The following is a 24,402-nucleotide window of genomic DNA, read 5'->3' as shown; positions in this document are numbered from 1 at the left end:
TCGCAGTGATCCGGCCCAGGCCACGAGTCCGGTGATCGCCAGGAGAGACAGGGCGCTCAGCGGTGAGGTGCGGAGTAGGAAGAGGTTCGTGACGACAGCTCCGGCCAGCAGTGTCAGAAGGCCGAGCGCCGCATACCGGGCGAGCCGGGGATTTAGGGCCCGATTCCGCCAGCGACCTCCAGGGCATCGACGAAGTAGCCGAACCAGTGGCCGGTGTCGATGTCGTCGAACATTCGTATCATGGCCGGCTCGCCACCGAGCTTGGCCGAGCCGGCGCCGAGCATCGCAAGCGCCAGAGCCACCTGCGGGATCCACCACACGTGGCGGAGGCGGCGATGCGGCCTGCTGGTTGCGGTGATTGTCATGATCATCGTTTCGACGACGATGACTTCTCTGGGTATGTCGGAGCAGAGACGCCGTAGCGGACCCCGTTGTGGGGGCGTATCAGGCGGTATGGCCTCGCTTGTTCTTGATTTTGTCGGCGACGGCGGTTGCGGCTTCGTGGTGCAGCCGCTTGACGACGCTTTGGTAGGTGTCGCGGGTGAGTGTGGTGGTGGAGTGGCCGAGTTGGTCGGCAACGACTTTGATGTCGACACCGGCGTCGAGGGCGAGGGTGGCGGCGCCGTGGCGCAGGTCGTGCAGACGGATGGGTGGCAGGCATGCTCGTGCGACGAGTCGGCGGAAGCGTTGGGTGACCGAGTTGGGGTGCCATGCTCTGCCGTCGGGACGGACGAAGAACAGCCCGGTGTCGGGCCAGTCCTTCCCGGCGGCGAGACGCCAGGCGGCGCGGCGGGCCTTGTAGGCGGTGAGGACGGCGACGGTGTCGGGGTCGAGGATGACCTCGCGGTTGCCGGCGTCGCTCTTGGGCCGTTTCTGGTGGGTTTCGTAGCCGTGGGTGGCGATCTGGTTGACGATGCTGACCTCGCCTTTGGCGAGGCGGACTTCGGCGTCGAGGAGTCCGCAGGCTTCGCCGCGGCGGGGTCCGCGGTAGGCCATGAGGTGCAGCAGGGGGTGCAGGTCCGGGGCGTGCTCGGCGGCGTAGTCCAGGAACTGGATGAGAAGGTCGTCGGTCCAGACCATGACCGGGCCGGGGACCTTCCCGGTGGCCTTCCACCGGTCGACGCGTTCCGGTTCCCACACGATTGGTTTGGCTCGAGCGTTGGGGGTCTTGACGAGGGTGGCGGGGTTCGTGACGCCGCTGACCACTTCTCGGGCGAGGGCGTCGTTGAACGCCTTGCGGAGGGTGGCGCGGATGCGGGCGATGGTGGCGGGTCCGGTGGGTCGCATCCCTCGGACGCTGGCGCGGGTGTCGGGGTCGGGGCTGGCTTTCGCGGTGGCGATGTCGGCGTTGCGTTGTTTGATGTTGTCGATGAGGTCTTCGATGTGGTGGGGGCGCAGTTTGTCCAGGACGACGTCGCCGATGTGGGGGATGAGGTGGACGCGGACGTGGGATTCGTAGCCGCGGCGAGTGTTGTCGTCGACGGTGAGCCGGTGCAGCCAGGTGGTCAGCCAGTCAGCGAGGGTGGGCACCCCGACCAGTGGGGTGTCGGTGCGGAGCCGGTTGCGGACGGTGTCGATGTCGGGCAGGGTGCCGCCGGCGCGGAGGGTGGCTTGCAGCAGGTCGCCGATCTCGGTGCGTTGGCGGCGGTTGCGTCCGGCGAGGTCGAGCAACTGTCGGGCGCGGTCGAGTTCGTCGGCGGCTTGTTTGTGGGTGTCGAAGCCGGTGGGGCGTAGCTGTCGGCGGCGGCCGTCGGCGGTGGGTGGGAGTTCGAGTTGGTAGGCCCAGTGGCCGTGGTCGGGGTTCCAGGACCGGTTGGCGCGTCGGAGTTTCGGGCAGTGGTTGCCGAGGGGTTTGCGGGTGCGCGGGTCGCGGCATCCGCAGCGTTTGAAGATCGATCCGTGCGACATGGGCGGGTTCTCCGGGTGGGTTGGGGTGGTGGCTGTCGGGGCAGCGGTTTTGTCGATCGACATGCACGCTCGACTGCCCGCGACGATCAAGTCGTCGCGGGCAGTCGCCGCTCGGTGGGTGTCTACGGTGCGGGTGGGTGCGGGTCGTCGCCGTCGGGTGTTGCCGGGGTGGTGAGGTGCAGGGCGGTGAGGAGGCCGGCGACGGGTATCCGGTACTGGTGGCCGGCCTGGATGACCGGGACGGGGAAGGTTCCGGCGCGGGCGAGGCGGTAGGCGGTGTTGCGGGACAGTCCGAGGATCTGTCCGGCGGTGACGACGTCGGTGGTCACGCCCAGCGCGCGGACATCCGCCTCGGTCCAGCGGGGTGTGGCCGTGGGTTCGGCTGGTGGCGGGTTGTATGAGGCGGTGCGGGTGCGTCGCCGGTCGCTCATGACGCGGCACCCTTCGTGGCGACGTGAGCAGTCCTGCTCGCCGGTGAGGGCCGGTGGCCCTGCCGGGGGTGGCACGGTGGGGTGCGGCTGGTCACGTCGTCACCTGCCAGCGTCTGGGGCAGAGCAGCAGCTGGAGCGCTGCCGCTGCTTGTTGGGGGACGACGCCGTTGCCGAGCACGCGGAGTGCGGCGGTGCGGGGCAGGTCGAGGTCGGTGACCCAGCCTCGTTCGAGGCCCATGAGCCATTGCACGAACGGTGGCGCGAGGACGGGTTTGCCGTTGCGGCCGGTCTGGGTCGGTTCGGGGACGGGCTGGGCGAGCAGGAGTTCCCATCGGGCGATCGCGGCGGCATACGGCCCCCAGCGGGTGTCGTCGCGCGCTCCGAGTTCGCCGGGGAGGCCGGCGATGGTGGTGCGCAGGTCCGCGCCGCCGGCGCCGTGGGCGCCGGGGCCGCGCCCGTCGGACGCGCGTGGTGTGGGCAGCGTCCGGGCGGGGACCTGCACCGCTGCAGACGGCAGGGTCAGGTCACCGTGAGAGCCGCGCTGTCCGGGGCAGCCTTTGACGCCGTCGGTTGCCCTGGGGGTGGGGAGCAGGACCTGTGACAGGGGCGGCCGGAACGCTTGTCCGGCGCGCCGTCCGGCGGTGCCGGTGTCGCTGGCCCTGGGAGTGGGCAGCAGCCAGTCGGCGTCGGCGAGGACAGGCGCGACGTCTTTGGTGTTGGCGCCGCTGGGTCGGGCAGTGGTGTCGGCCGGCGGACGGCGGTCGACTGGCGTCGCGGTGGGCAGGAGACCGTGGCGAGTGCCGCCGGGCTCGATGAGGTCGGGCAGTCCGTACTGGTGTCCGGGGCCTTTGCCGTCACGGGCGCAGGGCGTCGGCAACGTCCGCATCCCCGGTGAGTCGTTGGGTGGGGGCGGCGAGCAGGAACAGCCGGTCGCGTCGGTGGGCGGCGCCGATGTCGGATGCGCGTAGGCATAGCCAGCTCGTGTCGTACCCGAGCGCGGCCAGGTCGGCGGCGACGACGTCGAAGCCTCGGCGGAGGAGCGCGGCGACGTTTTCCACAAACACGAGTGGCGGTCGAAGTGCGCGAACGCCGTCAACGATGCTTGTCCACAGGCTGCTGTGGATACCGATGATGCCGGCCCGTTTGCCGGCGTTGGAGATGTCCTGGCAAGGGAACCCGGCGGTGAGGACGTCGACGGGCTCGACTCGGGTCCAGTCGACGATGCGGATGTCGCCGAGGTTCGGCACGCCGGGCCAGTGGTGCTCGAGCACGGTGCTGGCGTGCCGGTCGGTCTCGGCGTACCAGGCGAGCCGGCCGCCGAGCACCAGCTCGACGGCCAGGTCGAGGCCGCCGTATCCGGTGCACAGGGATCCGATGCGCGACGCCGTGGGATGGGCATTCAACCTCCCTCCCCCGGGTTCGAGCACGCAGGCTGGACGGGCGAATCCTGGTCACGGCCGAGTTCCCCGAAACTCGATGAGCCGGGCCGGCGGAAGATCAGCACGTCCTCGTGGGCGATCAGGTGCAGTGGGGTGCCGGCGGTACGGGCCTTGCGGACGGCTTGGAGTTGGAAGAACGACGGGCGGGCGACGAGGTGCCCGTCGCGGACCGCGGCGAGCAGGGCGACGCACCGCTCGGTCGGTACCAGGCCGGCGCGGACGCCGGCGGCGATGACGGCGGAGGGCAGATCAACGAGTTGGCCGTTCTTGCGCCACGGTCGGGCGGTGACCACGACGGTGCCGCCGGGGCGCAGCAGCGTGGCGCAGCCTGCCAGGATTTGTTCAAAGCCGTCGGTGAGTCCGGTGAGGTCGCGGTAGGCGAGGTTCCCCTTGTCGGTGCCGTCGTTGTAGGCGTTGTCGAACTTCGCCACCCCGCCCGCGCCGGGCCGGACGAGGCCGTGCACGGTGGGTCCGTAGGGCGGTGAGGTGACCACGAGGGCGACCTGCCCGGTGAGGGCTGCGGGCAGCAGCGATCGCAGGCGGGTGGCGTCGCCGCGGACGACGGAAGCGCGGCCTGTGGCGCCCTGGTCGTGCGCGTGGGTGATGTTGGCGTCGGCGATGTCCGACCACCGCGACTCGTACTCAACGCCGATAGCGTCGCGGCCGGCGTGCACCGCCTCGACGAGGGTGGTGCCGATCCCGCACATCGGGTCCAGGACGAGGTCCCCCGGCCGGGTGTAGGCGTGCACGGCGTGCGCGGCGATCGCGGGCAGCATCCGGGCGGGGTGCTTGACCGAGTCGGGCACGTACCGGCCGCGGCGCTGCACCGGTCCGGTGCGCTGGGCTGTCGTCCACACCGACAGCCCGTCCGGACCTGGTTCGGGGCGGTGGTGATCCAGGTGGGCTGGCATGGCGGTGTGCGGCTGGTTCTGCTCGTGGCGGTCAGGCGCGTGGTTAGTCACGGTGGCCGCCTTTCGGGCGGCGACCGCGCTGCGGCTGGTCCGACGGCGGTACGGCAGCTCCGGCAGTGTTGTCTCGACGCCCCGCTGGTTTCTGGGAGCTGGCGGAGGTCTGGTGCTGGCTGAACACGAGCAGGTCGGCGTGCACCCGTAGGTACGCGGTCGTCCACTGCTGCTCGCCGGTCTGCTGGGCGAGGGTGAGCAGTTCCTCGTCGGTGACGTGGTAGACGAACGTGTCACCGTCGGTGTCCGCGGTGACCGCGACGATGTGCTGCAGGTAGCCCAGGCCGACCGACGCGGCGACGGTGGCCAGCGGGGTGAAGTCCTCCGGCCCGCCCGTGCCGGCGGCGGGGACGGTGACGACGAGGACGAGGCAGCCGCCAGGGCGCAGCAGCCGCGCGCATGCGGTCAGCAGCCACGCCAGCCGCACCCGGTTGGTCGAATCGGCGGGGTCGAGCGGCCAGGTGGCCACAACGAGGCTGGTGGCGGCTTGCGGCGAGGTGCCGTCGGACGGAGGGGTTGCCGGGTGGCCGGTCGGGGGCAGGTCGGGGTCGGTGAGGTCGTCGCCGAACCAGGTGCTCAGCTCCGGCAGCTCCGCGTCGGGCAGGGCGGCCGGGGCCGGTGGGGTGGCCGGGCCGATGATCAGGCTGGCTGCGTCGGTGAACCAGCCGGGGTGGTGGCGGCGTCGGCCGGCCGTGCATGCGCCGGTCAGGGCGTGGTCGGCGGTGAGGTCGACGATGGCGTCGCCGGGGTGGCTGTAGGCGGCCACGAGCCGGTAGGCCAGGCGGGCGCCGATGCTGCCGCCGGTGTCGGCGTCGGTGCGGGCGGTGCGCCAGACGGTGATCGGGACCGGCGGGTCGCCGGCCACCAGGTCGATCAGGGTCGGGTCGACGCCGGGCGGGTCGACGGGGTGGGCAGGGCGGTGGTGGTGCTGCGGCGGGTGCTCGCTCATGTGGTGTCGGCTCCGCGCCGCGCGTGTAGTGCGCTGACGCCCTCAAACCGGAGTTTGTGTGCTCTGGCGAACGCCTGCCGTTCTCACAGCCACTCACAGCGATCCGGAAGCGCCGCTCGCAGCGCTCGCCGCAGTTGCCCGGCGGTTCGTCGGCAATCGCGCCTCCAGGAAGGCTCGGGATGCCGGCCGCCCGTTGTCGGGCTCGGCCATCGTGGCGGCGAGGAGCCTGATGGGTTGTCGTCGACTGATGCACAGCGCGTCAGGGCGGCCACCACGCGCGATGGCAAGGGGCGTTTGTCGATGACATGACGTGGGCGGGGCGCCTTGTCAGACACGCCCTGTCCGTGTCGTCGCCGCTCGTGCCATGGCGCGGGCGACAGGACGTTCGATGGTGACATCGGCGCCGATGGTCATGACATCGCCCCGGCGGAGCGGTGTGACATCGCCGCCAGCGCCGGCTCCGACGTGCCTGACACCGAAGCGCGCCGATGTCACAGCCGCCACCGGGACCTCCCGTGAGTCGCTGTGAGTGGCTGTGAGTGTCACGCCCCGGGGGCTGCCGCCGTCGCGCCGCCGCGGTTGCTGCCGGTGGCGCACACACCCGCCAGCGATGACAGACCCCTCGATCGGCGGGTCACAGTCCAGCTCAGCGACGTTGTCACCGGCGGATGTCAACGACGGAAGCCGATGCCGGGGATCGAGTGTGAGACACGGCGTCGTGGCGGGCGGGCTGTTGTCAGACCGTGCCCTGGCCTGCGCTGTGAGGGTCGTGTGTGCCGGTCGTGGCGCAATCGGGTCCCGGCACCGCCGCGACACCACGGCGATGTCCGCCGACGATCTCTCTGACTTTGGAGTGGTGACATGAGCGTGTCCGACACCGACTGGCCCGCCTCCCCGCTGGACGCCGCTGACGCCGCCTTCGTGGCGCTGACAACTGACCCGGCGCCCCTGTCCATCGACCTTGACATGTTCGACCCGGACGACGGCCTACCGACGGGTGTGATGCCCTTGCCGACGGTGCGGGACTGGCTGCTGCGACATCCGCGCGCCTACACAGCCCGGGACGTGTTGTGGCGGGAGTTGATCCGCCGCGCCCGCTTGTGCGGACCGCAGTGGGTGATCGCCGCAGTCGGGATGGCGATGCCGGCGCTGCGCCGCTACGCCCGGCAGCTGTGCGCCGGTTACGGCGGCGACCCGGACGACATCGGCGCGGAAATCCTGACGGGTTTCCTTTCGGCCCTGCGTGACCACGTGGACCTGGCACGACCTGCGCCATACGCGGCGTTGTGCCGGGCCGGGTGGCGGGCCGGTCACGAGCTGCGCCGGCAGGCGGGCGAGTTCACGCCCTTGCAGGACGTGGACCACGTGCCCGGGCCGCGCACCCCGCAGGTGCCGTACGGGCATCCGGACGTGCTGGTGCGCCGCGCGGTGGGCCTGGGGATCCTCGACCCCGTCGACGAAGAGCCCTACATCGACGTGCGGCTGGGGCGGCGGGCCCTCGAGCCCATCGCGGCTCGGCTCGGTATCACCGCCGATGCCCTGCGGATGCGGCTACGGCGCATCGACACCCGCATCGCCGACGCCCTGGCCCGTGGGCTGCTCACCGGAGTGGCGGCCGTGCAGGCCGCGAACGAGCCGGGGGCCGCCGCCCGGCGACGGGTCGCGCTGCGCCGGGCCTGCGAACGCCGCGCCACCGCTGGGGCGGCGACGGCGCGAGCCGCGTAGACAGCAGCCCTTCCGCTTGTCGGCGTACGGGCTGCAGCGCAGAACCGCGTACGCCACCGAGTACACAACGGCCATCGACATCCGCAAGCTCAGCGGCGGGCTGACCGGCCGAGTCGCCGCCAGCACACAGAAATCATCGACTACCCACAGTGATATTCGCCGGGCCCCGGTGGTGTCCGGATCTGCCGATGACAGTGTGCGAGCGGTGCGATCTGTTGCCGCCGAGGGGACCCGAGCCCGGCGTCGTGTCCGGGGCCGCGTGAGCGGTTGCTGCCGTCGTTACCGGTGGGAAGCGGCGCTCTCAGCGCCCCGGCAGCGTCTTGAGCGCCTGGGACCGTTGCGCCACCAGATCGGCGTAGGTGCCGTCGCGCTCGGCCCAGCGGTGCTGCAGCACGCCCTGCACGAGGATCTCGTCCGGGGTCGGGTCCTGCCCGAGCAGCCCCAGCACCTCGTCGAGGTAGTCCTCGAGGTCCAGCGCGCGCGGGTTCAGCCGCTTGTGCTCCGGCGTGGTCGCCACCGCCGGCGGCACCAGCTCGGTGACCTCCACGCCGGTGCCGGCGAGCTGCGCGCGCAGCGCCTCCGTGTACGCGTGCACGCCCGCCTTCGTGGCGGCGTACGTGGGCATGAGCGGGAACGGCAGGAAGCCGATGCCCGAGCTGACCGTGACGAAGGTGCCCGCGCCGCGCCCGAGCAGGTGCGGCGTGAACGCGTCGAGCACCCGGATGGTGCCGAGCAGGTTGGTCTCGACGGTGGTCTCGGCGGTGGCGAAGTGCTCGGGGTCGCGCAGGTCCTCCGAAAGCTGGACCCCGGACATGGTGACCACGACGTCCAGGCCGGGGTGGCTTTCCAGCACGCTGTCGCGGGCGCGCCGCACCGAGTCCGCATTGGTGACGTCGATCTCGACGGTGTCCAGCCCGTCGAGGGAAGCGGCCCGGCGCCCGCCGACGGTGACGGTGCCGCCGGCGGCGGCGAAGCGGCGGGCGAGGCCCAGGCCGATGCCGGAGGTGCCCCCGGCGATGAAGACCGTGCGGTTCGTGATGTTCATGAACCGATGGTCGCAGCGTCGCCGGGGCCCAGGAAGTGCTTTGCGAATCCGGGGAGTGACAGGACCCCCTGTCCGGGCCCGCGCCGGTATTAGCCTCGGCCTCATGAGCGGCGACGACGGCACCAACCGGCTGGGCGACTACCTGCGGGCGCGGCGTGAGCTGGTCACGCCCGAGCAGGCCGGCATCCAGCCCGGCTCCCGCCGCAAGGTCCGGGGCCTGCGCCGCGAGGAGGTGGCGCTGCTCGCCGGGATCAGCGCCGACTACTACCTGCGGCTGGAACGCGGCCGCGACAAGAACCCGTCGCCGCAGGTGCTCGAGGCGCTCGCCCGGGTCCTGCACCTGGACGACGTCGAGCGCCAGTACCTGCTCGACTTCACCGCGCCCCGGCCCCGGGCCCGCCCGCGCCGCCGGCCGGAGCACGTGCCCGCGCGGCTGCACCACCTGCTGGCCGCGGTCGGGGTGCCGGCCTTCGTCGAGGGCCGCTCGTTCGACGTGCTGGCGGCCAACGCCCTGGCCACGGCGCTGTCACCCCGATTGCGCCCGGGCGAGAACCGGCTGCGCTCGATGCTGCTCGACCCGGAGGAACGCGAGTTCCACGCCGATTGGGAACGCTCTGCGGCGAGCTTCGTCGCGGCGTTCCGCCAGACCAACGGCGACGTGCCCGACGACGCCCGGGTCGTCGAGCTGGTCGGCGAGCTGTCGCTGTCCAGCGCACGGTTCCGCTCTTTGTGGGCACGCCACGATGTGCGCCAACTGCAAGGTGGTACGACCACAGTCCGGCACCCGGTGGTCGGCGAGCTCACGCTGCACCGCGACAAGCTGCCGGTCGATGGTCTGTTGTTGGTGCTCTACTACCCGGACGAGACCGGCGACAACGCCGAGAAGCTGCGCCTGCTAGCCTCGCTCGCCGCGTCCTGAAGGTGACCTCGCAGCGGCGTCTGCGCGCCAAGTCTGATGCTCGCCGAGCATTGATGCTTTGCCGTGATCAGACATCCGCTACTGCCGCCGTCCGTGCGTGCTGACCGATCAAGAGCGCTCAGGCTCGGTAGCTGGCCACTGAGTCGAGCGGGCATCCTGATCTGCCGATGTGAGGGCGTTGTTCGACCGAGGGCTCGACCGGGGTCAGCGAGCGACTTCGGTCGCCTCAAGATCTGTCGCGATCATCGAGAAGACGGCCAGGTCATGCGCCTGTTCGCCGTCCCATTCGGCCATCCGCAGTGTGCCCTCCCGCTGGTATCCGGCCTTTTCGGCGACCCGCACGGAAGCGACGTTGTCAGGACGGGCGTGCAACTGGACCCGCCGCATCCCGCCGTCAGTGAGCGCCCATCGGCCGACCGCGCGGGCCGCCTCGGTCGCATAGCCTCGACCGCGCCGACTGGCCCGCACCCCATAGCCGATTTCGCTGCGTCCAGCCTCCCAGTCGGTGTCACGCAACCCGATGCTGCCGACGATCTCGCCGCTGGTCCTCTCCACTATCGCCAGGTGCACACCCCCGCCGTCCAACCGCCGCTGGTGCACCGTCTCAGCCAGCCACCCGTCCACGTCAGCGACGGCCCCAGGGGAGCCCGGCGGCAGCGCCGTCCGATCCCCGGCCGCCACGAATGCCACCACCTGAACCGCGTCCTGCGACCCGAACTCACGAATCTCCAATCCACCGGAGACGATCTTCACTGGAGGGAACATGGCGAGCAGCGTAAACCCCGCCCATCGGGGCGTAGTTGGACCCTGTGGTGCCGGCTGGGGCTGAGCCTGTCCGCGGGACGGTGTGAGTGCGGTGGGTAGCTGCCTTGGCGTGTCGGCGCGGACGGTCGAGGCCATCGACGGAGTGTGCCAAGTCTTGATCCACCGCGCATCGGGTTTCCGTTGGTATGGCGGTCCCGGCGCACTCAACTGCCGCGCTCCGGGCGCCAGCTCACGTCCACCGATTACTCATCGTGAGTAGCGGACGTGGGTAGTCCGGCCGACCGCCGTCGCAGCGTCCCGAATGCTTCGCGCCCCGACCTCTGCACGTCTGGCGTACCCGACTCTGCACCGGAACCCGTAGGCCGACACCGCTGGAACCGGCGACGGACCGAACAGCTGCGGCGCCCTCACCGATGGCCATGGCGAGGGCGCCGCGGCACGTTTCCGGGTACGCGCTCCCGCGCGAGTCGGTGACCCTGCCGCCGGTCTGGCCTGAGCTGGCCAGACCAACCTCCGGCGGCTGCGGCGTCGCCGCCACCACTACCAGCTTCCGCAGTCAGAGGAGCTGACAGCGGCTCACCGCGCTCGGGGAGCCCGGCGACACGATGTCCACCCTTTCGGGACCTGCGGGGCTGGGCGGCGCTTGCAGGTTCTGGTCCGGCGGTGGGGTCAGTGGTCGTCGCTGAACAGGTAGTGGAGGTAGCGCTGCGGGTCGGCCAGAAACGAGCGAGTCAACACCACCGGCTGCGCCTCGTCGTAGCGGACCTCGCGGATGGTGCCGGTGGCGTCGATCTGCAGGATCCGCGCGTGCGGTACGGCGAGCAGGATCGGTGAATGGGTGGCCACCAGAAACTGCGAGCCGGTCTGCGCGAGGTCGCGGATCCGGGTGAGCATTGCCAGGCAGCCGTGCACTGACAGCGCCGCCTCCGGCTCGTCGAGCAGGTACAGTCCGTGCGACCCAAACCGGTGGGTGGCCAGGTCGAGGAACGACTCGCCGTGGGATCGCTCGTGCAGGCTGCGGCCGCCGTAGCTGTTGCCGACACCGAGGCGGTCGATCTCGGTGGCCACGTTGTAGAACGACTCGGCGCGCAGGAAGAACCCGGTGCGTGGCTTTCCGATCCCGCGAACGAGTCGCAGGTGCTCACCGAGCCGTGATTCGGTGGCGCGGGTGCTGAACCGGAAGTTGGTTGATCCACCCTCGGGGTTGAACCCGGCCGCCACCGCGATCGCCTCGATCAACGTCGACTTGCCGGTGCCGTTGTCACCGATCAGAAACGTCACCGCCGGATCCAGGTTCAGCCGGCCCGCCGCCCGCAGCCCGGCGACGACGGGCAGCGTGAACGGATAGCCCGACAGGTCGGCGTCGGCGTCGGCGTCGGCCAGCTCCACCCATCGCAGGAAACCGCCGCCCTTTCGACGTCGCGCCGACGCGTTGGGGCCCGTCACCACCACGCGACCCCCTGCTCCGCCGCCCTGTCCTCCACCAGGTCAACGGTAGTCGGCCGGGCCGCCTGCCCCGCCGTCCCCAGCGCCTGACGCGACCACCTCACGGCTGCTGGGGCGCAGCAACCAGTGCAGAGCAACCTCGTCCCGCCCGCTGTGAGGTGGCACATCAACTCCCGCCAACGGACCCGACGCAGCAGTGGCAAGAGTTTCCAGGGCTGCCCGCCCACCTGGCATCTCGGTGTCCGCTGGCGCCGCATGCGCGGTGACCTGCGCTGTGAGCGTCGCGGTAGGCGTGGTGAGCGGATGTGAGGTGCGCAGGCGTTCGCCAGAGCACACAAACGGCGGTTTGAGGGTGCGGAACCACCACGCCCCGTCGTGGGCGTCGCTGGTCCGCCCGCCGCCGGGCCCGGGACCACGTCGGGCCGCCGTGAGCCGGACGCCTCGGGTGCCGCGCAGTGCTTGGTGCGCTGACACCTCATCGAACACACACCCGACAAGGGAGGAGCGCTCCTCCCGAGGACGGACGGTTGACGGCGTCCCCCGTACCCGCGCCCGGCGGCGGTCTCCCCCCCCCCCCCTTCCTGACCACCCGCTACCGCCCCGCCGCATGCCGTTGCACGGCGCCGGGGCCGGAGGTGAACCCACCCATGTCCCGCATCCCGGCACGTCGTCGTGCCCTCACCCACACCCGGACCGCCCGTTGGGCGGGCCGCGCCCCAGCCGTCACCGCTGCAGTGACGCTGTTGCTGCCGGTGCCCGCCGCCGCGTACGCCGACGCCGGCGTGCCGGCGCTGGCGGTGAACTCGCTGCCGGTCGTGATCGCGAATCTGCAGGCGTGGCTGATCGGCATCCTCGCCGCGCTGGCCACCCTGTTCCTCGTTCTGGCCGGTGTCTACTGGGCGACCGCCGGGGGTGACCCGGCGCAGGTCGACAAGGCCAAGGGAGCGTTGAAGAACGCCCTGGTCGGCTACGGCCTGGCCGTCCTCGCCCCGGTCCTGCTGGACATCGTCCAGGGCATCGTCGGAGGCTGATCATGAACTGGCTGCTCGACCAGATTCTGGACTGGCTGGCGGCGGCGATCCTCGCCAGCCTCGACGCGCTGTTCGGGGTGATCAGCAGCGCGCTGCTGATCACCCCGAACGTCACCGGCCTGCCGCAGGTGCAGGCGCTGACCGGCCGTTCGGTCCTCGTCGTGGACACCGTCTTCGTCCTGGCGTTCATCGCCGCCGGGCTGCTCACCATGACCGCCGGCGGCAGCGAAACCTCCCGCTACACCGCCAAAGACCTCATCCCGAGGCTGATCGTGGGGTTCGTCGCCGCGCACTTCTCCCAGGTGTGGTGCGGGATGCTCATCGACCTGGCCAACGCCCTAACCGCCGCGCTCACCACGCCCGACGGCGACAGCGACGGCGCGCTGCGGGCGATCAAAACCCACATCACGGCGGGGCAGGACAAGATCGCTGTCCTGCTGTTCGTCGTCTGCGTCGCGATCATCGCGGTGCTGCTCGCCGGCACCGCGTTCAGCGTGATCGTCCGTTTCGCCGCCGTGCTCGTCCTGACCGCCTTCGCTCCCCTGGCGCTGGCCTGCCACGCCCTGCCGCAGACCGATCCGATCGCCCGCCTGTGGTGGAAGGCCTACATCGGCACCCTGGCGGTGCCGGTGGTGCAGGGGTTTACCCTCTACGCCGGGCAGTGGATGCTCACCGACCCGGAGCACCTGCTGCCCACGCTCGGGCTGCCGGTGGAGCCGGGCGGGGCCATCAACCTGTTCGTCGTCATGGTCATGCTGTGGACCACGCTGCGGGTGCCCGCCCTGATGCGCCGCTACGTGGCCGCGGGCGGCGGTGGCCGGGGCTCGAACATGATCGGCGCGGCGGTGCGGGTCATCGTCGTGCAGCAGGCCACCCGGGCCATTCCGGGCCTCGGCCGTGGGCTGCGGGCGGTCGGCCGATGAACGCCCACGAGGCCAGCGGGGCGGGGCGGGCCCGGATGCCCGCCGACGTCGACGCACCCGACAAGGTCCTCTACGGGCTGACGTTCCGGCAGCTGGCGATCCTCGCCGTCGCCGCCCTCGCCGTCTACGGCGCGTGGCGGGCCCTGCACCAGGTCATTCCCGCACCGGTGCTCGCCGGCGCCGCCGTCCTGGTCGGTGGCCTCGTCTTCGGTGTCGCGGTCGGCCGCCGTGACGGCCTGCCGCTGGATGTGTGGCTGCTCGCCGCCGTCCGCCACTCACAGGCCCCGCACGCGCTGACGACCACCGACACCACGTCGACGACGCCGGACTGGGTGCAGCCGCCCACGAAGATGATGCTGCCGGCGCCGCTGAAGCTGCCCGCCGACGCGATCGACGACGGCGGGGAGATCCGCATCGGCGCGGCGCGGGCGGCGATGGTCGCCGCGACGAACGTCAACCTCGCCCTGCGCACCGCCGACGAGCAGGCCGCCCTGCTCGACACGTTCGGCCGCTGGCTGAACTCCCTGTCGACGCCGACGCAGATCGTAGTGTCGGCGCAGCCGGTGGACCTGCACTCCCGGGCCCGCACCCTCGCCACGATGGCGGGCGCGCTGCCGCACCCGGCCCTGGCCGACGCGGCGGCCGATCACGCCCGGTTCCTCGACGACCTCGCGACCCGGCGGGACCCGCTGCGCCGACAGGTCCTCATCGTCACCCGCACCAGCCCCGGCGAGCGGGGCGAGCACGCCGCGCGTCGCCGCGCCGACGACACCGTCCGCGCCCTGTCCGGCCTCGGCGTGACCACCCGCGCGCTGGACGGCGCGGCCGTCACCGCCGCGATCGCCGCCGCGGCCGACCCCTACCGGCGAGCCCGCCCCGGCGGGCTCGCCGCCCCCTACACCGTCATCACCGGACCCGGCAACGACACCGGCAGAAAGAAGGACCCCAGATGAGAATCCGCAACGCTCCCCGCACGCCCACTGACCGTGGCCGCCAGTCCTCCCGCCTGGCGGCCACCGTCGCACCCGCCTCGGTCGAGGTGACCCCGCGCATGCTGCGCGTCGGCGACGGCTACGCCGCCACCCTCGTGGTCACCGGCTACCCCGCCGAGGTCGGCCCCGCCTGGCTCGAACCCCTCCTGTCCTGGCCCGGCCGCCTGGACCTGGCATTGCACATCGAGCCGCTGCCCGCACCGGTCGCAGCGTCGCGGCTGCGCACCCAGCGCGCCCGCTTCGAATCCTCCCGCCGCGCCGACGCCGAACGCGGCAAGCTGCCCGACCCCCACGTTGACGCGGCAGCCGACGACGCCGCCGACCTCGCCCAGCGGCTCGCCCGCGGCGCGGCCAAACTCTTCACCGTCGGGCTGTATCTGACCGTGCACGCCCGCACCGAAGACGAGCTCCTCGACGCCTGCGCCCAGGTCAAAGCAGCCGCCGCCTCCACCTTGATCGAGGTGCAGCCCGCGACGTGGCGACACCTCGCCGGATGGACCACCACCCTGCCCCTGGCCACGGACTCCCTGCAGATGCGGCGCACCATGGACACCCAGGCCCTCGCCGCCGCGTTCCCCCTCGCCTCGGCGGACCTGCCCGCGCCGCTGCCCGGCGACCCCCACGCCGACGGCGGCGTGCTCTACGGGGTCAACCCGGACTCCGGCGGCATCGTGTGGTGGGACCGGTGGGCCCAGGAGAACCACAACTGCGTCGTCCTGGCCCGCTCCGGCGCCGGCAAGTCCTACTTCGTCAAGCTGGAGATCCTCCGCAACCTCTACCAAGGCGTGCAGGTCGCGGTCATCGACCCCGAAGACGAATACCTCCGCCTCGCCGACGCCGTCGGCGGGACAGCGGTCCGCCTCGGCGCGGCCGGGGTGAAGATCAACCCCCTCGACCTGCCGGCCGGCGACACCCGCCCCGACATCCTCACCCGCCGCGGCCTGTTCCTGCACACCCTCACCGCGGTGCTGCTCGGCCAGCAACCGCCACCCGCCGAACGGGCCGCCCTCGACCGGGCGATCCTGGCCACCTACCGACAAGCCGGCATCACCGCAGACCCCGCCACCCACCACCGCCCCGCCCCACTCCTGGCCGACCTCGCCGCCACCCTCCGCACCGACGACGACCCGGCGGCAGGCCAGCTCGCCGCCCGCCTCGCACCCTGGGTGGACGGGTCGTTCTCCGACCTGTTCGACGGGCCCACCACCACCCGCCCCGACGGGCACCTGATGGTGTGGTCGCTGCGGCACCTGCCCGACGAGCTGCGCACCGTCGGCACCCTGCTCGCCCTCGACGCCATCTGGCGCAGCGTCGACGCCCCCGACCCGTCCCGGCTGGCCACCCGCCGCCTGGTCGTGGTCGACGAGGCATGGCTGCTCATGCGCGACGGCGAAGGCGCCCGGTTCCTGTTCCGCATGTCCAAAGCCGCCCGCAAACGCCACGCCGGCCTGACCGTCATCACCCAAGACGTCGCCGACCTCCTCGGCGCCGACCTCGGCCAAGCCGTCGTCGCCAACGCCGCCACCCAGATCCTGCTCAAGCAGGCCCCACAAGCCATCGACGCCATCGGCCACGCGTTCGGCCTCACCGCCGGCGAACGGCGGCTACTCCTGTCCGCCCGCGTCGGCAACGGGCTGCTGATCTCCGGCACCAACCGCACCAGCTTCGAGGCCATCGCCTCCGACACCGAGCACCTGCTGTGCACCACCCGCCCGGCGGACCTGGCCGCACTCGACACAGACGAGGCAGTCGACCTATGACCCCACGAGACATGACCCTCGCCGCCGCGCCGACTCCGACTCCGTCCGGCCCAGGCGCCAGCTTCACGGTCACAGCGACCGGACCTGCCCGCTGGCTCGCCGACACGGCCGGGTGGGCGCTGCAGCGGCCGTGGCTGCTCGCCGTGGCCGCCGCGACCCTGCTCACCTACGTCGCGGCCCGCAACCTCCTCGACGTGTGGGGGCACCGGCGACACGCCCGCGATGCCCGCCTGATCACGATCGCCCCGCCACCCGAGGTCGACCCGCACAGCGCGGCGGCGCTGTGGGCCAACCTCGCCGGCACCCTCACACCCTCCCGCCGACGGCGGCTGGTCTACGGCAGCCCCCACCTGGTCTGGCAGTACACCTGGACCGGGCGGCGGCTGCTCATCTCCGTCTGGGTGCCCGGCACCGTCCCACCCGGCGCCGTCGAAGCCGCCGTACGCGCCGCCTGGCCGGGAGCCGCCTGCACCACCGACGACACCACCCCACCCCCGATCCCCCTGGACACGGCGGCGGCGGTAGGTGGGCAGCTGCTGCCCACCGCCGCGGAATGGCTGCCGTTGAACACCGACCACAACAACGACCCGCTGCGGGCCCTGATGTCCGCCGGCTCCGGGCTACGGGCCGACGAGCACGCCTGCGTCCAGATCCTCGCCCGTCCCGCCACACCCCGCCGGGCCCTGCGCGCCCGACGCGCCGCCGCCCGGCTGCGCAACGGCAGAACCGCCACCCCCACCATCAACCCGGCCGCACCGCTGCTGTGGCTCACCGAGGAGTTCCTGCCCGGGCGCGCCAGCCCAGCCACCCGGCCCGCAACGGCCACGGCACGGCGAGACCCGGGGGTGGAGCGCGACGTGCGGGCGATCATGGACAAGACCTCCCACCCGCTGTGGCAGACCGGCATCCGCTACGCCGTCGCCAAAGACACCCGCCGCGGCAGCGCCAGCCCGCTGAGGCGGCTGCGGGGCATCGCCGACACCATCGCCTCGTCGTTCGCGGTCTACTCCGGCCGCAACCGGCTCACCCACCGCACCCACATGCCCGCACCCCTGGCCGTCCTGGCCGGCCGGCGCCTCGGCGCGGGGTTCCTGACATCCACCCCGGAACTGGCCGCCCTCGCCGCACTGCCCCGCGACCTCGCCGTTCCCGGCCTCGACCGGGCCCGCGCGAAGTCCATGCCCACCCCCGTCGCCATCCCCACCGGCGGGCGCGGCACGAAAATCCTCGGCGACGCGCAGGTCGGCCGCCACGGCGTCGCCCTGTCCGTGCCCGACGCCCGCTACCACCTGCACGTGATCGGATCCACCGGCTCCGGGAAGACCACACTGCTGGTCAACATGGCAGTCGACGACATCACCGCCGGCCGCGGCACCGTCGTCATCGACCCCCACGGCGACATGGTCCTCGACATCCTCGACCGGCTCCCCGCCACCGTCGCGGACCGGGTGGTGCTGTTCGACCCCGACCAGCCCAACCCACCCACCCTCAACCCGCTGTCCGGCGACGACCCCGACCTCGTCGTCGACAACCTCGTGTCGATCTTCGGGAACATCTTCGCCAAAGCGTGGGGACCCCGGATGGACGACGTCATGCGGGTCGCCTGCCTGACCCTGCTGCGCCACGCCAACGTCACCCTCCAACACATCCCACCCCTGCTCAACAGCAAGCAGTTCCGGTCGGCGATGACGGTCAACCTCGACGACCCGGCCGGCCTGTCCGGGTTCTGGCAGTGGTACGACGAACTCAACCCCGCCCTACGCTCCCAGGTCATCGGCCCGGTCCTCGCCCGCCTACGCGCGTTCCTGCTCCGCGACTTCGTCAAACGCACCATGCGCTACCCGAAATCCAGCTTCGACATGGGCAAGGTCCTCGACGGCGGGGCGCTGCTCGTCCGCATCCCTAAAGGGCAGCTGGGAGAGGACACCAGCAAGCTCCTCGGCTCCCTGGTCCTGGCGCAGGTGTGGCAGGCCGCCACCGCCCGCGCCAAGATCGACCCTGACAAGCGGCGCGACGCCACTCTGATAATCGACGAGGCGCAGAATTTCCTGACCCTGGCCAACAGCCTGGACACGATGCTCGCCGAAGCCCGCAAGTACAGGCTGTCTCTCGTCCTGGCCCACCAGGACCTCGCCCAGTTCCCTAGAGACCTCCTCGCGGCTGCGTCGGCGAACGCCCGCAACAAGATCTACTTCTCCTGCGCGCCCGAGGACGCCCGCGTCCTAGCCCGGCACACCCTGCCCGAACTCGACGAGCACGACCTGACCCACCTCGACGCCTACACCGCCGCCACCCGCCTCGTCGCCGACGGACGGCAGACACCAGCGTTCACCATGAAAACCCGCCCACCCAAGCCGGTCGCCGGGGAGGCCACCGCGATCCGACAGGCCGCCGCCGCGGCGACCACACCACAGGACGCCAGCGCCATCGACACCCTCGTCGACCGGTACTCCCGTCCCGAGCAGGCCGACGCCAGCACCAGCACGGCCAGCCGCAGAAACGGCGACACCGCCAAGCGGGGCAGCGGCAAGACCGGCAACTCCTAACCACGTCCCCTGGCAGCCCTACCAGGCGGGCCGGCTGATTCTGTTGGTCCCAGCCGGCCCACCTGGACGGCTTGAAAGCGGCCCGCCCTGAAGGCAACCCGACGCCGACTTCAATGACACTCGGTTACAGCGCTCGTTAGCTTGCTGCCCCGTCGCCATTGTCGCGGACACACCTCCACATGCCGATGAGCGGGCGTTCGGAGTGCGAGCCCAATCGCGCTACAACTCGAACACGGTGTTGGGATCGTCCATGGCGCGCCTCAGATCGCCGAGGTTGCCGATATCGGCGAGCGGTGATGTGCGTGCCACTTCGACGATTCCGCCGACAACGCTCTGGATCGCTGCGACGTCGCCGGATTCCAGGGCCCGGTCAAGGCTGGCGAACAGTCGATTGTGATTCTCGCGCCGCTCTTCAAAGATGCGGTCGAAGTAGTCCCGCAGAGCCGTCTCAGAGGCCTTGATCCGCGCGATCTCAGTCTCTCGGTACGCCCGGAGCTTCTCGCGTTTCGTGCTCTCCGTTTCGTGGACCTGGATCGAATCGCGGACAACACCGACGATCAGGTTGAGTGCGTTGAACGCGTCTGCCGCACCGACCCGTAGATCGGCTTTCTTCGCAGGTATGGGGGTGCCTTCGAGCACGTCCTTTTGATCAGGCATCCGCTGTCTCCTTGCGCGCGTTGCGGTACTTGAAGATGAGTTTCTCGGTGTTCGGGTCGAGGTTGCTGTCTTCGTCAGCGACGGGTGCGGCGGCTACCTCTTGCACCGACTTGACCAGGATCAGAGCCGTCTGGAGGCGCTCACCGTGAACGGCCATGTCGAGACGTTCGGGTCCGAGCTGGTCGAGGGCTCTCGTTGCCTTTGCAGCCAGCCGAGTTACGACGTCGTGCTTTTCCTGGGCTCGTTTCCTCACCCCACCGAAGAGTTCGTCGCGAGCGTCGAGTTGCGCGATGGCGATGCCGACTGCTGTCCGGTACTCGTCGGCCTCAGTTCGTGCCTTGGTCCCTTGCATCATCGTTGTGAGGCCCGCGACGAGGAGGACCGGGCCTGCGACTGCGACTTTCTGGACCGTAGCTCCGAGCGCCATTCCGCCGCCGCCCGAAGCGAGACTTCCGCCGCCGAGGTACGCAAGCCTTGCACGCTCCGCCGCTATTCCGCGGAGTGCCGAGAGCGGTGTCCCCGTGCTGGCGTTCGCGAACTGTTTCACGCCATCATGGAGGGCCGCCCACGTCGCGCCGCCGGCTACGGCTGAGCGGATGACGCCTTGGGCCCAACCCTCGACATCCAGATCAAGCTTCGCCAACGCTACGACCTGAAGGGCAGTGGAGAAGTCGACTCCGTCGAGGATGAGGTGCTCACGCACCAGCACCTGCTTGCCATTGCGTTCGAGGATGTCTCGCATCCGCAAGACGACGTCACGATGTACTCGTTCGTGCGTCCGACCGAACGACTGAAGTTCCGCGTTCGTCCGGCCGCGTTCCGAAAGGTGAGCGTTGTGGCGATCCTCGTAGGTTGCCCTGTGATGCCGTTTTTGCGTTTCGGCCCGCTTGATCTGAACACCGCCGACGGCGCCCGCCACCAACCCGCCTCCACCGGCGATAGCGCTGCTGGCCGTGATGAGGAGCGGAACGCGCGGCAAGACCATCGTCGGTACCTCCATAGGGGCCTGTAAGACGACGCGTAAGTCTCGCGCTCGTCTCGCCCGCGGATGGTATCGCCCCGTGTCACTCGAAAGGCACTCGAAAGGCCGATAGGTGAAGCGCTTCGCCTCGGTGTAACACCCTGCCGGCGGCTTACAGCTTCTGTACGCGGTAGCGCCGCCGCGGTGAACGCCTGAGCTGACCTTCACGTCGAAGCCGCTTACAAGCGGTCACCAGAAACGCCCGCAACTGCCGCGATCCGCTCGCCGCCGGCCTCGAGACGTGTCGGGCTGGCTGGCGGCCGGGCATGCCGATGAGCGGGTGTGACCAAGTTCTGGACTTCGGCGGGGCATATCCGGTGGCTGATCAGCGGCAAGCTTCAGGCCGCGCACGTAGGGGTGCTGCGAGCACGGCGAACCGGGCGGCCGTGTCCATTTCGTTCGGCAGATCGAGGATTGGGCCGAGCACGGCGGCCCAACCGTGGCAGAACAGTTGCCAACCGTCGTGTACGACCAACCCATCTTGAGCGCGGGCTTGCCGCAGCATGGCCAGGTCACCCCGGTAGTTCAGGTCCCACACCAGGGCAGCGGGCGGGAACTCGACGACTGGCGACAGGGGGTTACCAGGACGGTCCTTGCCGAGTCCGGTGGCGTTGACGACGAGCGTTGCGGGCGGACCGGACGCGACGAGGTGATCCCACGGCCCTGCACCGAGATGCACCTCGAGGCGCACTCGCCGGGACTCGGCCCACGGACCGAGCACGGCCTGCAGATGGCGGCCGGCCGCACCGCTCCGGTCGGTGAACACCAGGCGGGCCGGCGGCACGGGACGGGCAAGCAGATGACGGCCGAGCGCGATCGCGCTACCGCCGGCTCCCAGACATACGACGTGTTCTCCATCGGGCCAGATTTCGTCGACGACTCGCCCGATCGAGATCGGGTCACGGGCGAAGCCGGCCAGCCTGCCCGCCTCACGACGTAACGCGTTGACCTCTCCGCACTCGGCCGCCAACGGGTCGAGTGTCAACGGCCATTTGGATCTCCCCGTAGGCGGCCAGTCGACCAGGTCGCCAGCCTCGCGCAGTACGGCCACCTTGTGCGTCGTGATGACCGCGCCGAGCACCTCATCGCTGCCGGCCAGGTCGGTCATCAAGGCGCGGTACGCCGCACCAGGGGCAGCCAAGGGCACATCGCGGCCGACCAGACCGAACCTCAGCAGCGGCCCCCTCCACCTGTGTTGAAACCAGCGCCTCGTATCCGCACCTGCCGCTTTCCGCGCGATGGCCTATTCAACCTGCCAGGGGGTCACCGGATTGACGTGACGGAACGTCACGTTGCGGCGGGTGCTGGCCGCTTGTTGGTAGGGCCAGTTTTGGCCGTCCGGGTGGGGCCATCTGAAGACCGTCCGAACCAGATGGCGCTGTCGTGGCGGATTACCGGGTTCCGTGACGTCTTCCGCCGCGGCTTCACCGCGCCTTCACCACGTCTCACCACCGCGCCCCGCTGACAGGCGCCCGAATGCGGCTGTCCGCGCAGCAAACCGCCCGTGACCAGCCTCCTTGACCGGCGGCGAAAGTTCCAGACTCCCTCCCCACGGGAGGGAACCCCTTCCTTCTACTCCCTGAGGAGATCCCTGATGTCCAGCGAATCCTCCCGCTCCGCGTCCCGTCCGTCGTCGCCCCGCTCTCCGTCCAGCAAGGCTCACCGGCTGTCGCAGCTGCGTCGGCTGACCCTGCGCGACCGTCAGCTCCTCGCGTGGCTCGCCGAGCACTACGTGCTGTCCACCGGCCAGATCACCCAGGCGCTGTTCCCCTCGCAGCGCTCGGCTCGGCTGCGCCTGGCCACCCTGCACCGCATCGACGCCGTGCACCGGTTCGTTGACGTCACCACCGGCGCCAGCCAGCACCTTTACACCCTCGGCCCGCTCGGCATGCTCGTGCACCCCACCACCTACACCGACCCGCAGCGCCCGGATGCCCGACCGCCGCGCAGCAGCATCGAACGCACCGAACGCATCATCGGCAGCCCCCGCCTGCGGCACCTGCTCGGCACCAACCAGCTCTTCGTCGACCTGCACGCCTACACCCGCACCGACCCGCACGCCCGCCTGCTGCGCTGGTGGTCCGAGCAGCACGCCACCGCCGCGTACGCCTTCGCCGAGATCCGCCCCGACGGCCACGGCATCTGGACCGCCGCCGGCCGGACCGTCGGGTTCTTCCTCGAACACGACAACGGCACCGAACCCCTCGCCACAGTGCTGCGCAAGCTGCGCGCCTACGAACGCCTCGCCGAGTTCGGCCCCCGCTACCCCGTCCTGCTGCGCGTACCGAACCGGCGCCGCGAGGCCAACCTGCTCGACGCCCTCGCCGGCGTGCCCACCGCCATGCCCGTGGCCACCGGCCTACACGACGAGCACCCCGCCGGCGCCGCCTGGACGCTGAGCACCGACCCCGGCCTGCGCCGGTGGCTGCACGAGCTGCCCTCCGACCACGGCCCCCACAACACGGCCACCAATCCCCACCGCTTCACCGACCCCGACACCTACTGACACCGCGCTCCTGACGCTCTCAGTCGCTCACACCGCAGGTCAGCAGCCCGGGCACGCCGCACCACGATCCGTGTCTGTCAGACAACAAGATCACCTGTGAGTGCGTCTGTGCTCACGGCACCAACCTCCCCGACCCGCCCGCCAAGCCCTGTTGACCGCTCACAGTGCAGGTCAAAGCCCTGCATCGCGGATTTCCGGTCGGGAGGCGCTGTGAGAGCCGGCCGCTACCGTTCTCGGCAACACCACACCCCACATATCGCTCCACCCGGTTCGGTCCCACCTCAGGGATCCCTCGCCGCACCCCACCCGGTGCGCCACGCCCACCCGCTTCGGCCGGTCGGCACGCCCACCGCGCGGCGACCCCTGACGGTCGCACCCACCACCCGCACCACCGAATCCCGTCTTTCCCTGACCTGACCCACGTACCCGGTGGGCCGGTCACCCCTGCGCGCCTAAGCGCGCCCACCCGAAGGAGGAACCTCACCTTGGCCGACATCGTCAACGGCACCGCGCTGACCCGGCATGGCAGCCGCGTGCCCACCTTCCCGCCCAGGCCGTCCCCCGACAGGGCCACCACGGCTCCCACGCCGCGGCCCGCTCCCGCCCGGGCCGCCGCTACCGTCCCGCGCCCCACGGTCACGCCGGCGCCGACCATCACCACGATGATCGTGTGCCTGCCCGACGAGTTGCCCGCCGAGGCGCTCACCGCGCATCACCTCGACCGGCACTTCGGTGTCACCGGCACCCTCACGCCCTTGTTCTGGGCCAGGCCGCAGCTGCGACTGTGGCAGCGTCAGCAGATGATCGGCCTGCGCAAGGACCGCCCCGCCTCGTGCGCGGGCGGACCGGTGCGGCTGCTCCACCTGCAGGGCATGCGCCGCGCCGCCGCCGTCGGAGCCGGGATCCGCTACCAGATCTGGCAGCAGGTCGTGCACGGCACCCGCCCGGCCACCCCCTGGCCGGTTTTCGAAACCCGCCACCTCACCGACCCCGACAGGTACCCCTTCGACACCGCGATCGCGGACTTCCACGCCCAACCCCGCGTCAACGCGATGCGGATGCACGCCGCCGCCACCCCCGGCCCGGGGCAGCCCGGCGTGGGTGAGTTGGAGATGTACCAGGCAGGCCCGATGGCCTACCAGCACTACACCGCCAGCAGCGCCGTCGCCGGCGACGCCATGCTCACCGCCGACGGCCGCAAACTCGCCCCCGCCAGCGACGCCCTCACCCACCGGGTGACCTACCTCGAGCAGGCCCTGCGCCACCTCGACACCCTCGAGCCGGACCAGCGGCTGCTCGCGGTCACCCTGTAGTAGCCCCTCACAAGAGCCGGCGGGCGGGCGCGCCGTGATCCCTGCACCCGAGGGTGCTCAGGCG

Annotated in this window: 22 protein-coding genes; 9 read left to right on the top strand and 13 right to left on the bottom strand. The window is 71.0% G+C overall.

What is annotated here, in order from left to right:
• Positions 1–152: 152 nt before the first annotated feature.
• From ABZS80_RS19425 to ABZS80_RS19395, 7 genes are all read right to left on the bottom strand, one after another.
• Positions 153–365, bottom strand: a complete 213-nt coding sequence (locus ABZS80_RS19425) for a DoxX family protein (protein WP_355057613.1) — start codon at positions 363–365, stop codon at positions 153–155.
• A 79-nt stretch (positions 366–444) separates the two neighbouring features.
• Complete coding sequence (locus ABZS80_RS19420; protein ID WP_355057611.1) at positions 445–1,908, bottom strand: tyrosine-type recombinase/integrase; 1,464 nt, start codon at positions 1,906–1,908, stop codon at positions 445–447.
• Between the two features lie 122 nt (positions 1,909–2,030).
• The gene (locus ABZS80_RS19415; protein WP_355057609.1) at positions 2,031–2,339 is read right to left on the bottom strand and encodes a helix-turn-helix domain-containing protein; all 309 of its coding nucleotides are present in this window, start codon (positions 2,337–2,339) and stop codon (positions 2,031–2,033) included.
• Between the two features lie 91 nt (positions 2,340–2,430).
• Positions 2,431–2,841, bottom strand: a complete 411-nt coding sequence (locus tag ABZS80_RS19410) for a hypothetical protein (protein WP_355057607.1) — start codon at positions 2,839–2,841, stop codon at positions 2,431–2,433.
• A 352-nt stretch (positions 2,842–3,193) separates the two neighbouring features.
• Entirely contained in the window at positions 3,194–3,766 is a 573-nt protein-coding gene (locus tag ABZS80_RS19405; protein ID WP_355057605.1) for a DNA cytosine methyltransferase, read from the bottom strand.
• Positions 3,739–4,689: a DNA methyltransferase gene (locus ABZS80_RS19400; RefSeq protein ID WP_355057633.1), complete on the bottom strand. Its 951-nt coding sequence runs from the start codon at positions 4,687–4,689 to the stop codon at positions 3,739–3,741. The genes ABZS80_RS19405 and ABZS80_RS19400 overlap by 28 nt, the downstream gene beginning before the upstream one ends.
• A 43-nt stretch (positions 4,690–4,732) precedes the next feature.
• The gene (locus ABZS80_RS19395) at positions 4,733–5,689 is read right to left on the bottom strand and encodes a hypothetical protein (RefSeq protein WP_355057604.1); all 957 of its coding nucleotides are present in this window, start codon (positions 5,687–5,689) and stop codon (positions 4,733–4,735) included.
• Between the two features lie 861 nt (positions 5,690–6,550).
• Here ABZS80_RS19395 and ABZS80_RS19390 point away from each other — a divergent pair.
• Positions 6,551–7,414: a hypothetical protein gene (locus tag ABZS80_RS19390; protein ID WP_355057602.1), complete on the top strand. Its 864-nt coding sequence runs from the start codon at positions 6,551–6,553 to the stop codon at positions 7,412–7,414.
• A gap of 301 nt (positions 7,415–7,715) precedes the next feature.
• Here ABZS80_RS19390 and ABZS80_RS19385 read toward each other — a convergent pair whose 3' ends face one another.
• A complete protein-coding gene (locus ABZS80_RS19385; RefSeq protein WP_355057600.1) occupies positions 7,716–8,459 on the bottom strand; it encodes an SDR family NAD(P)-dependent oxidoreductase in 744 nt (247 codons plus the stop codon).
• Positions 8,460–8,562: 103 nt separating this feature from the next.
• Between ABZS80_RS19385 and ABZS80_RS19380 the strand changes: the two genes are divergently transcribed.
• A complete protein-coding gene (locus ABZS80_RS19380; protein ID WP_355057598.1) occupies positions 8,563–9,378 on the top strand; it encodes a helix-turn-helix transcriptional regulator in 816 nt (271 codons plus the stop codon).
• Positions 9,379–9,582: 204 nt separating this feature from the next.
• Here the strand turns inward: ABZS80_RS19380 and ABZS80_RS19375 are convergent, their stop codons facing one another.
• Positions 9,583–10,143 (bottom strand): GNAT family N-acetyltransferase, encoded by a 561-nt coding sequence (locus tag ABZS80_RS19375; protein ID WP_355057596.1) that lies wholly within the window; start codon positions 10,141–10,143, stop codon positions 9,583–9,585.
• 669 nt (positions 10,144–10,812) lie between these two features.
• Positions 10,813–11,532 carry an AAA family ATPase gene (locus tag ABZS80_RS19370; RefSeq protein WP_355057594.1) on the bottom strand — a complete coding sequence of 240 codons (720 nt, stop codon included), beginning with the start codon at positions 11,530–11,532 and terminating at the stop codon, positions 10,813–10,815.
• A gap of 704 nt (positions 11,533–12,236) precedes the next feature.
• On the opposite strand from ABZS80_RS19370, the gene ABZS80_RS19365 reads away from it, so the two are divergent.
• Genes ABZS80_RS19365 through ABZS80_RS19345 form a run of 5 tightly spaced genes read left to right on the top strand, consistent with a single transcriptional unit; the run spans position 12,237 to position 18,841 of the window.
• Positions 12,237–12,620: a pilin gene (locus ABZS80_RS19365; protein WP_355057592.1), complete on the top strand. Its 384-nt coding sequence runs from the start codon at positions 12,237–12,239 to the stop codon at positions 12,618–12,620.
• A gap of 2 nt (positions 12,621–12,622) precedes the next feature.
• The gene (locus ABZS80_RS19360) at positions 12,623–13,543 is read left to right on the top strand and encodes a hypothetical protein (protein WP_355057590.1); all 921 of its coding nucleotides are present in this window, start codon (positions 12,623–12,625) and stop codon (positions 13,541–13,543) included.
• Complete coding sequence (locus ABZS80_RS19355; RefSeq protein WP_355057588.1) at positions 13,540–14,496, top strand: PrgI family protein; 957 nt, start codon at positions 13,540–13,542, stop codon at positions 14,494–14,496. The genes ABZS80_RS19360 and ABZS80_RS19355 overlap by 4 nt, the downstream gene beginning before the upstream one ends.
• The gene (locus tag ABZS80_RS19350) at positions 14,493–16,295 is read left to right on the top strand and encodes a DUF87 domain-containing protein (RefSeq protein WP_355057586.1); all 1,803 of its coding nucleotides are present in this window, start codon (positions 14,493–14,495) and stop codon (positions 16,293–16,295) included. The genes ABZS80_RS19355 and ABZS80_RS19350 overlap by 4 nt, the downstream gene beginning before the upstream one ends.
• The gene (locus ABZS80_RS19345) at positions 16,292–18,841 is read left to right on the top strand and encodes a DUF87 domain-containing protein (RefSeq protein WP_355057584.1); all 2,550 of its coding nucleotides are present in this window, start codon (positions 16,292–16,294) and stop codon (positions 18,839–18,841) included. Before ABZS80_RS19350 ends, ABZS80_RS19345 begins: the two co-directional genes overlap by 4 nt.
• 219 nt (positions 18,842–19,060) lie before the next feature.
• Here the strand turns inward: ABZS80_RS19345 and ABZS80_RS19340 are convergent, their stop codons facing one another.
• The 3 genes from ABZS80_RS19340 to ABZS80_RS19330 form a co-directional block, all read right to left on the bottom strand.
• On the bottom strand, positions 19,061–19,498 hold the full coding sequence (locus tag ABZS80_RS19340) for a hypothetical protein (RefSeq protein ID WP_355057582.1): 438 nt from the start codon (positions 19,496–19,498) through the stop codon (positions 19,061–19,063).
• Positions 19,491–20,498 (bottom strand): hypothetical protein, encoded by a 1,008-nt coding sequence (locus tag ABZS80_RS19335; RefSeq protein WP_355057580.1) that lies wholly within the window; start codon positions 20,496–20,498, stop codon positions 19,491–19,493. The genes ABZS80_RS19340 and ABZS80_RS19335 overlap by 8 nt, the downstream gene beginning before the upstream one ends.
• A 346-nt stretch (positions 20,499–20,844) precedes the next feature.
• Entirely contained in the window at positions 20,845–21,627 is a 783-nt protein-coding gene (locus tag ABZS80_RS19330) for a hypothetical protein (protein ID WP_355057578.1), read from the bottom strand.
• A 486-nt stretch (positions 21,628–22,113) separates the two neighbouring features.
• On the opposite strand from ABZS80_RS19330, the gene ABZS80_RS19325 reads away from it, so the two are divergent.
• Both ABZS80_RS19325 and ABZS80_RS19320 read left to right on the top strand, forming a co-directional pair.
• Positions 22,114–23,025 (top strand): replication-relaxation family protein, encoded by a 912-nt coding sequence (locus tag ABZS80_RS19325; RefSeq protein WP_355057576.1) that lies wholly within the window; start codon positions 22,114–22,116, stop codon positions 23,023–23,025.
• A gap of 485 nt (positions 23,026–23,510) precedes the next feature.
• Positions 23,511–24,338, top strand: coding sequence for a hypothetical protein (locus ABZS80_RS19320; RefSeq protein WP_355057574.1), 828 nt, complete (start codon positions 23,511–23,513; stop codon positions 24,336–24,338).
• The last annotated feature ends 64 nt before the right edge of the window (positions 24,339–24,402 follow it).

Origin of the sequence: Micromonospora sp. NPDC005305, assembly GCF_040607315.1 — a bacterium.
Classification (GTDB): Bacteria; Actinomycetota; Actinomycetes; order Mycobacteriales; family Micromonosporaceae; genus Micromonospora.
The sequence above is the reverse complement of the archived record's forward strand: the minus strand, read 5'-3'. Positions and strand labels throughout refer to the sequence as shown.

What these genes read in the sequence shown, in the direction of transcription:
- ABZS80_RS19425 (WP_355057613.1), bottom strand. Translation starts at nt 365, where the DNA reads ATGACAATCACCGCAACCAGCAGGCCGCATCGCCGCCTCCGCCACGTG.
- ABZS80_RS19420 (WP_355057611.1), bottom strand. Translation starts at nt 1,908, where the DNA reads ATGTCGCACGGATCGATCTTCAAACGCTGCGGATGCCGCGACCCGCGC.
- ABZS80_RS19415 (WP_355057609.1), bottom strand. Translation starts at nt 2,339, where the DNA reads ATGAGCGACCGGCGACGCACCCGCACCGCCTCATACAACCCGCCACCA.
- ABZS80_RS19400 (WP_355057633.1), bottom strand. Translation starts at nt 4,689, where the DNA reads ATGCCAGCCCACCTGGATCACCACCGCCCCGAACCAGGTCCGGACGGG.
- ABZS80_RS19395 (WP_355057604.1), bottom strand. Translation starts at nt 5,689, where the DNA reads ATGAGCGAGCACCCGCCGCAGCACCACCACCGCCCTGCCCACCCCGTC.
- ABZS80_RS19390 (WP_355057602.1), top strand. Translation starts at nt 6,551, where the DNA reads ATGAGCGTGTCCGACACCGACTGGCCCGCCTCCCCGCTGGACGCCGCT.
- ABZS80_RS19385 (WP_355057600.1), bottom strand. Translation starts at nt 8,459, where the DNA reads ATGAACATCACGAACCGCACGGTCTTCATCGCCGGGGGCACCTCCGGC.
- ABZS80_RS19380 (WP_355057598.1), top strand. Translation starts at nt 8,563, where the DNA reads ATGAGCGGCGACGACGGCACCAACCGGCTGGGCGACTACCTGCGGGCG.
- ABZS80_RS19375 (WP_355057596.1), bottom strand. Translation starts at nt 10,143, where the DNA reads ATGTTCCCTCCAGTGAAGATCGTCTCCGGTGGATTGGAGATTCGTGAG.
- ABZS80_RS19365 (WP_355057592.1), top strand. Translation starts at nt 12,237, where the DNA reads ATGTCCCGCATCCCGGCACGTCGTCGTGCCCTCACCCACACCCGGACC.
- ABZS80_RS19360 (WP_355057590.1), top strand. Translation starts at nt 12,623, where the DNA reads ATGAACTGGCTGCTCGACCAGATTCTGGACTGGCTGGCGGCGGCGATC.
- ABZS80_RS19355 (WP_355057588.1), top strand. Translation starts at nt 13,540, where the DNA reads ATGAACGCCCACGAGGCCAGCGGGGCGGGGCGGGCCCGGATGCCCGCC.
- ABZS80_RS19350 (WP_355057586.1), top strand. Translation starts at nt 14,493, where the DNA reads ATGAGAATCCGCAACGCTCCCCGCACGCCCACTGACCGTGGCCGCCAG.
- ABZS80_RS19345 (WP_355057584.1), top strand. Translation starts at nt 16,292, where the DNA reads ATGACCCCACGAGACATGACCCTCGCCGCCGCGCCGACTCCGACTCCG.
- ABZS80_RS19340 (WP_355057582.1), bottom strand. Translation starts at nt 19,498, where the DNA reads ATGCCTGATCAAAAGGACGTGCTCGAAGGCACCCCCATACCTGCGAAG.
- ABZS80_RS19335 (WP_355057580.1), bottom strand. Translation starts at nt 20,498, where the DNA reads ATGGAGGTACCGACGATGGTCTTGCCGCGCGTTCCGCTCCTCATCACG.
- ABZS80_RS19330 (WP_355057578.1), bottom strand. Translation starts at nt 21,627, where the DNA reads ATGACCGACCTGGCCGGCAGCGATGAGGTGCTCGGCGCGGTCATCACG.
- ABZS80_RS19325 (WP_355057576.1), top strand. Translation starts at nt 22,114, where the DNA reads ATGTCCAGCGAATCCTCCCGCTCCGCGTCCCGTCCGTCGTCGCCCCGC.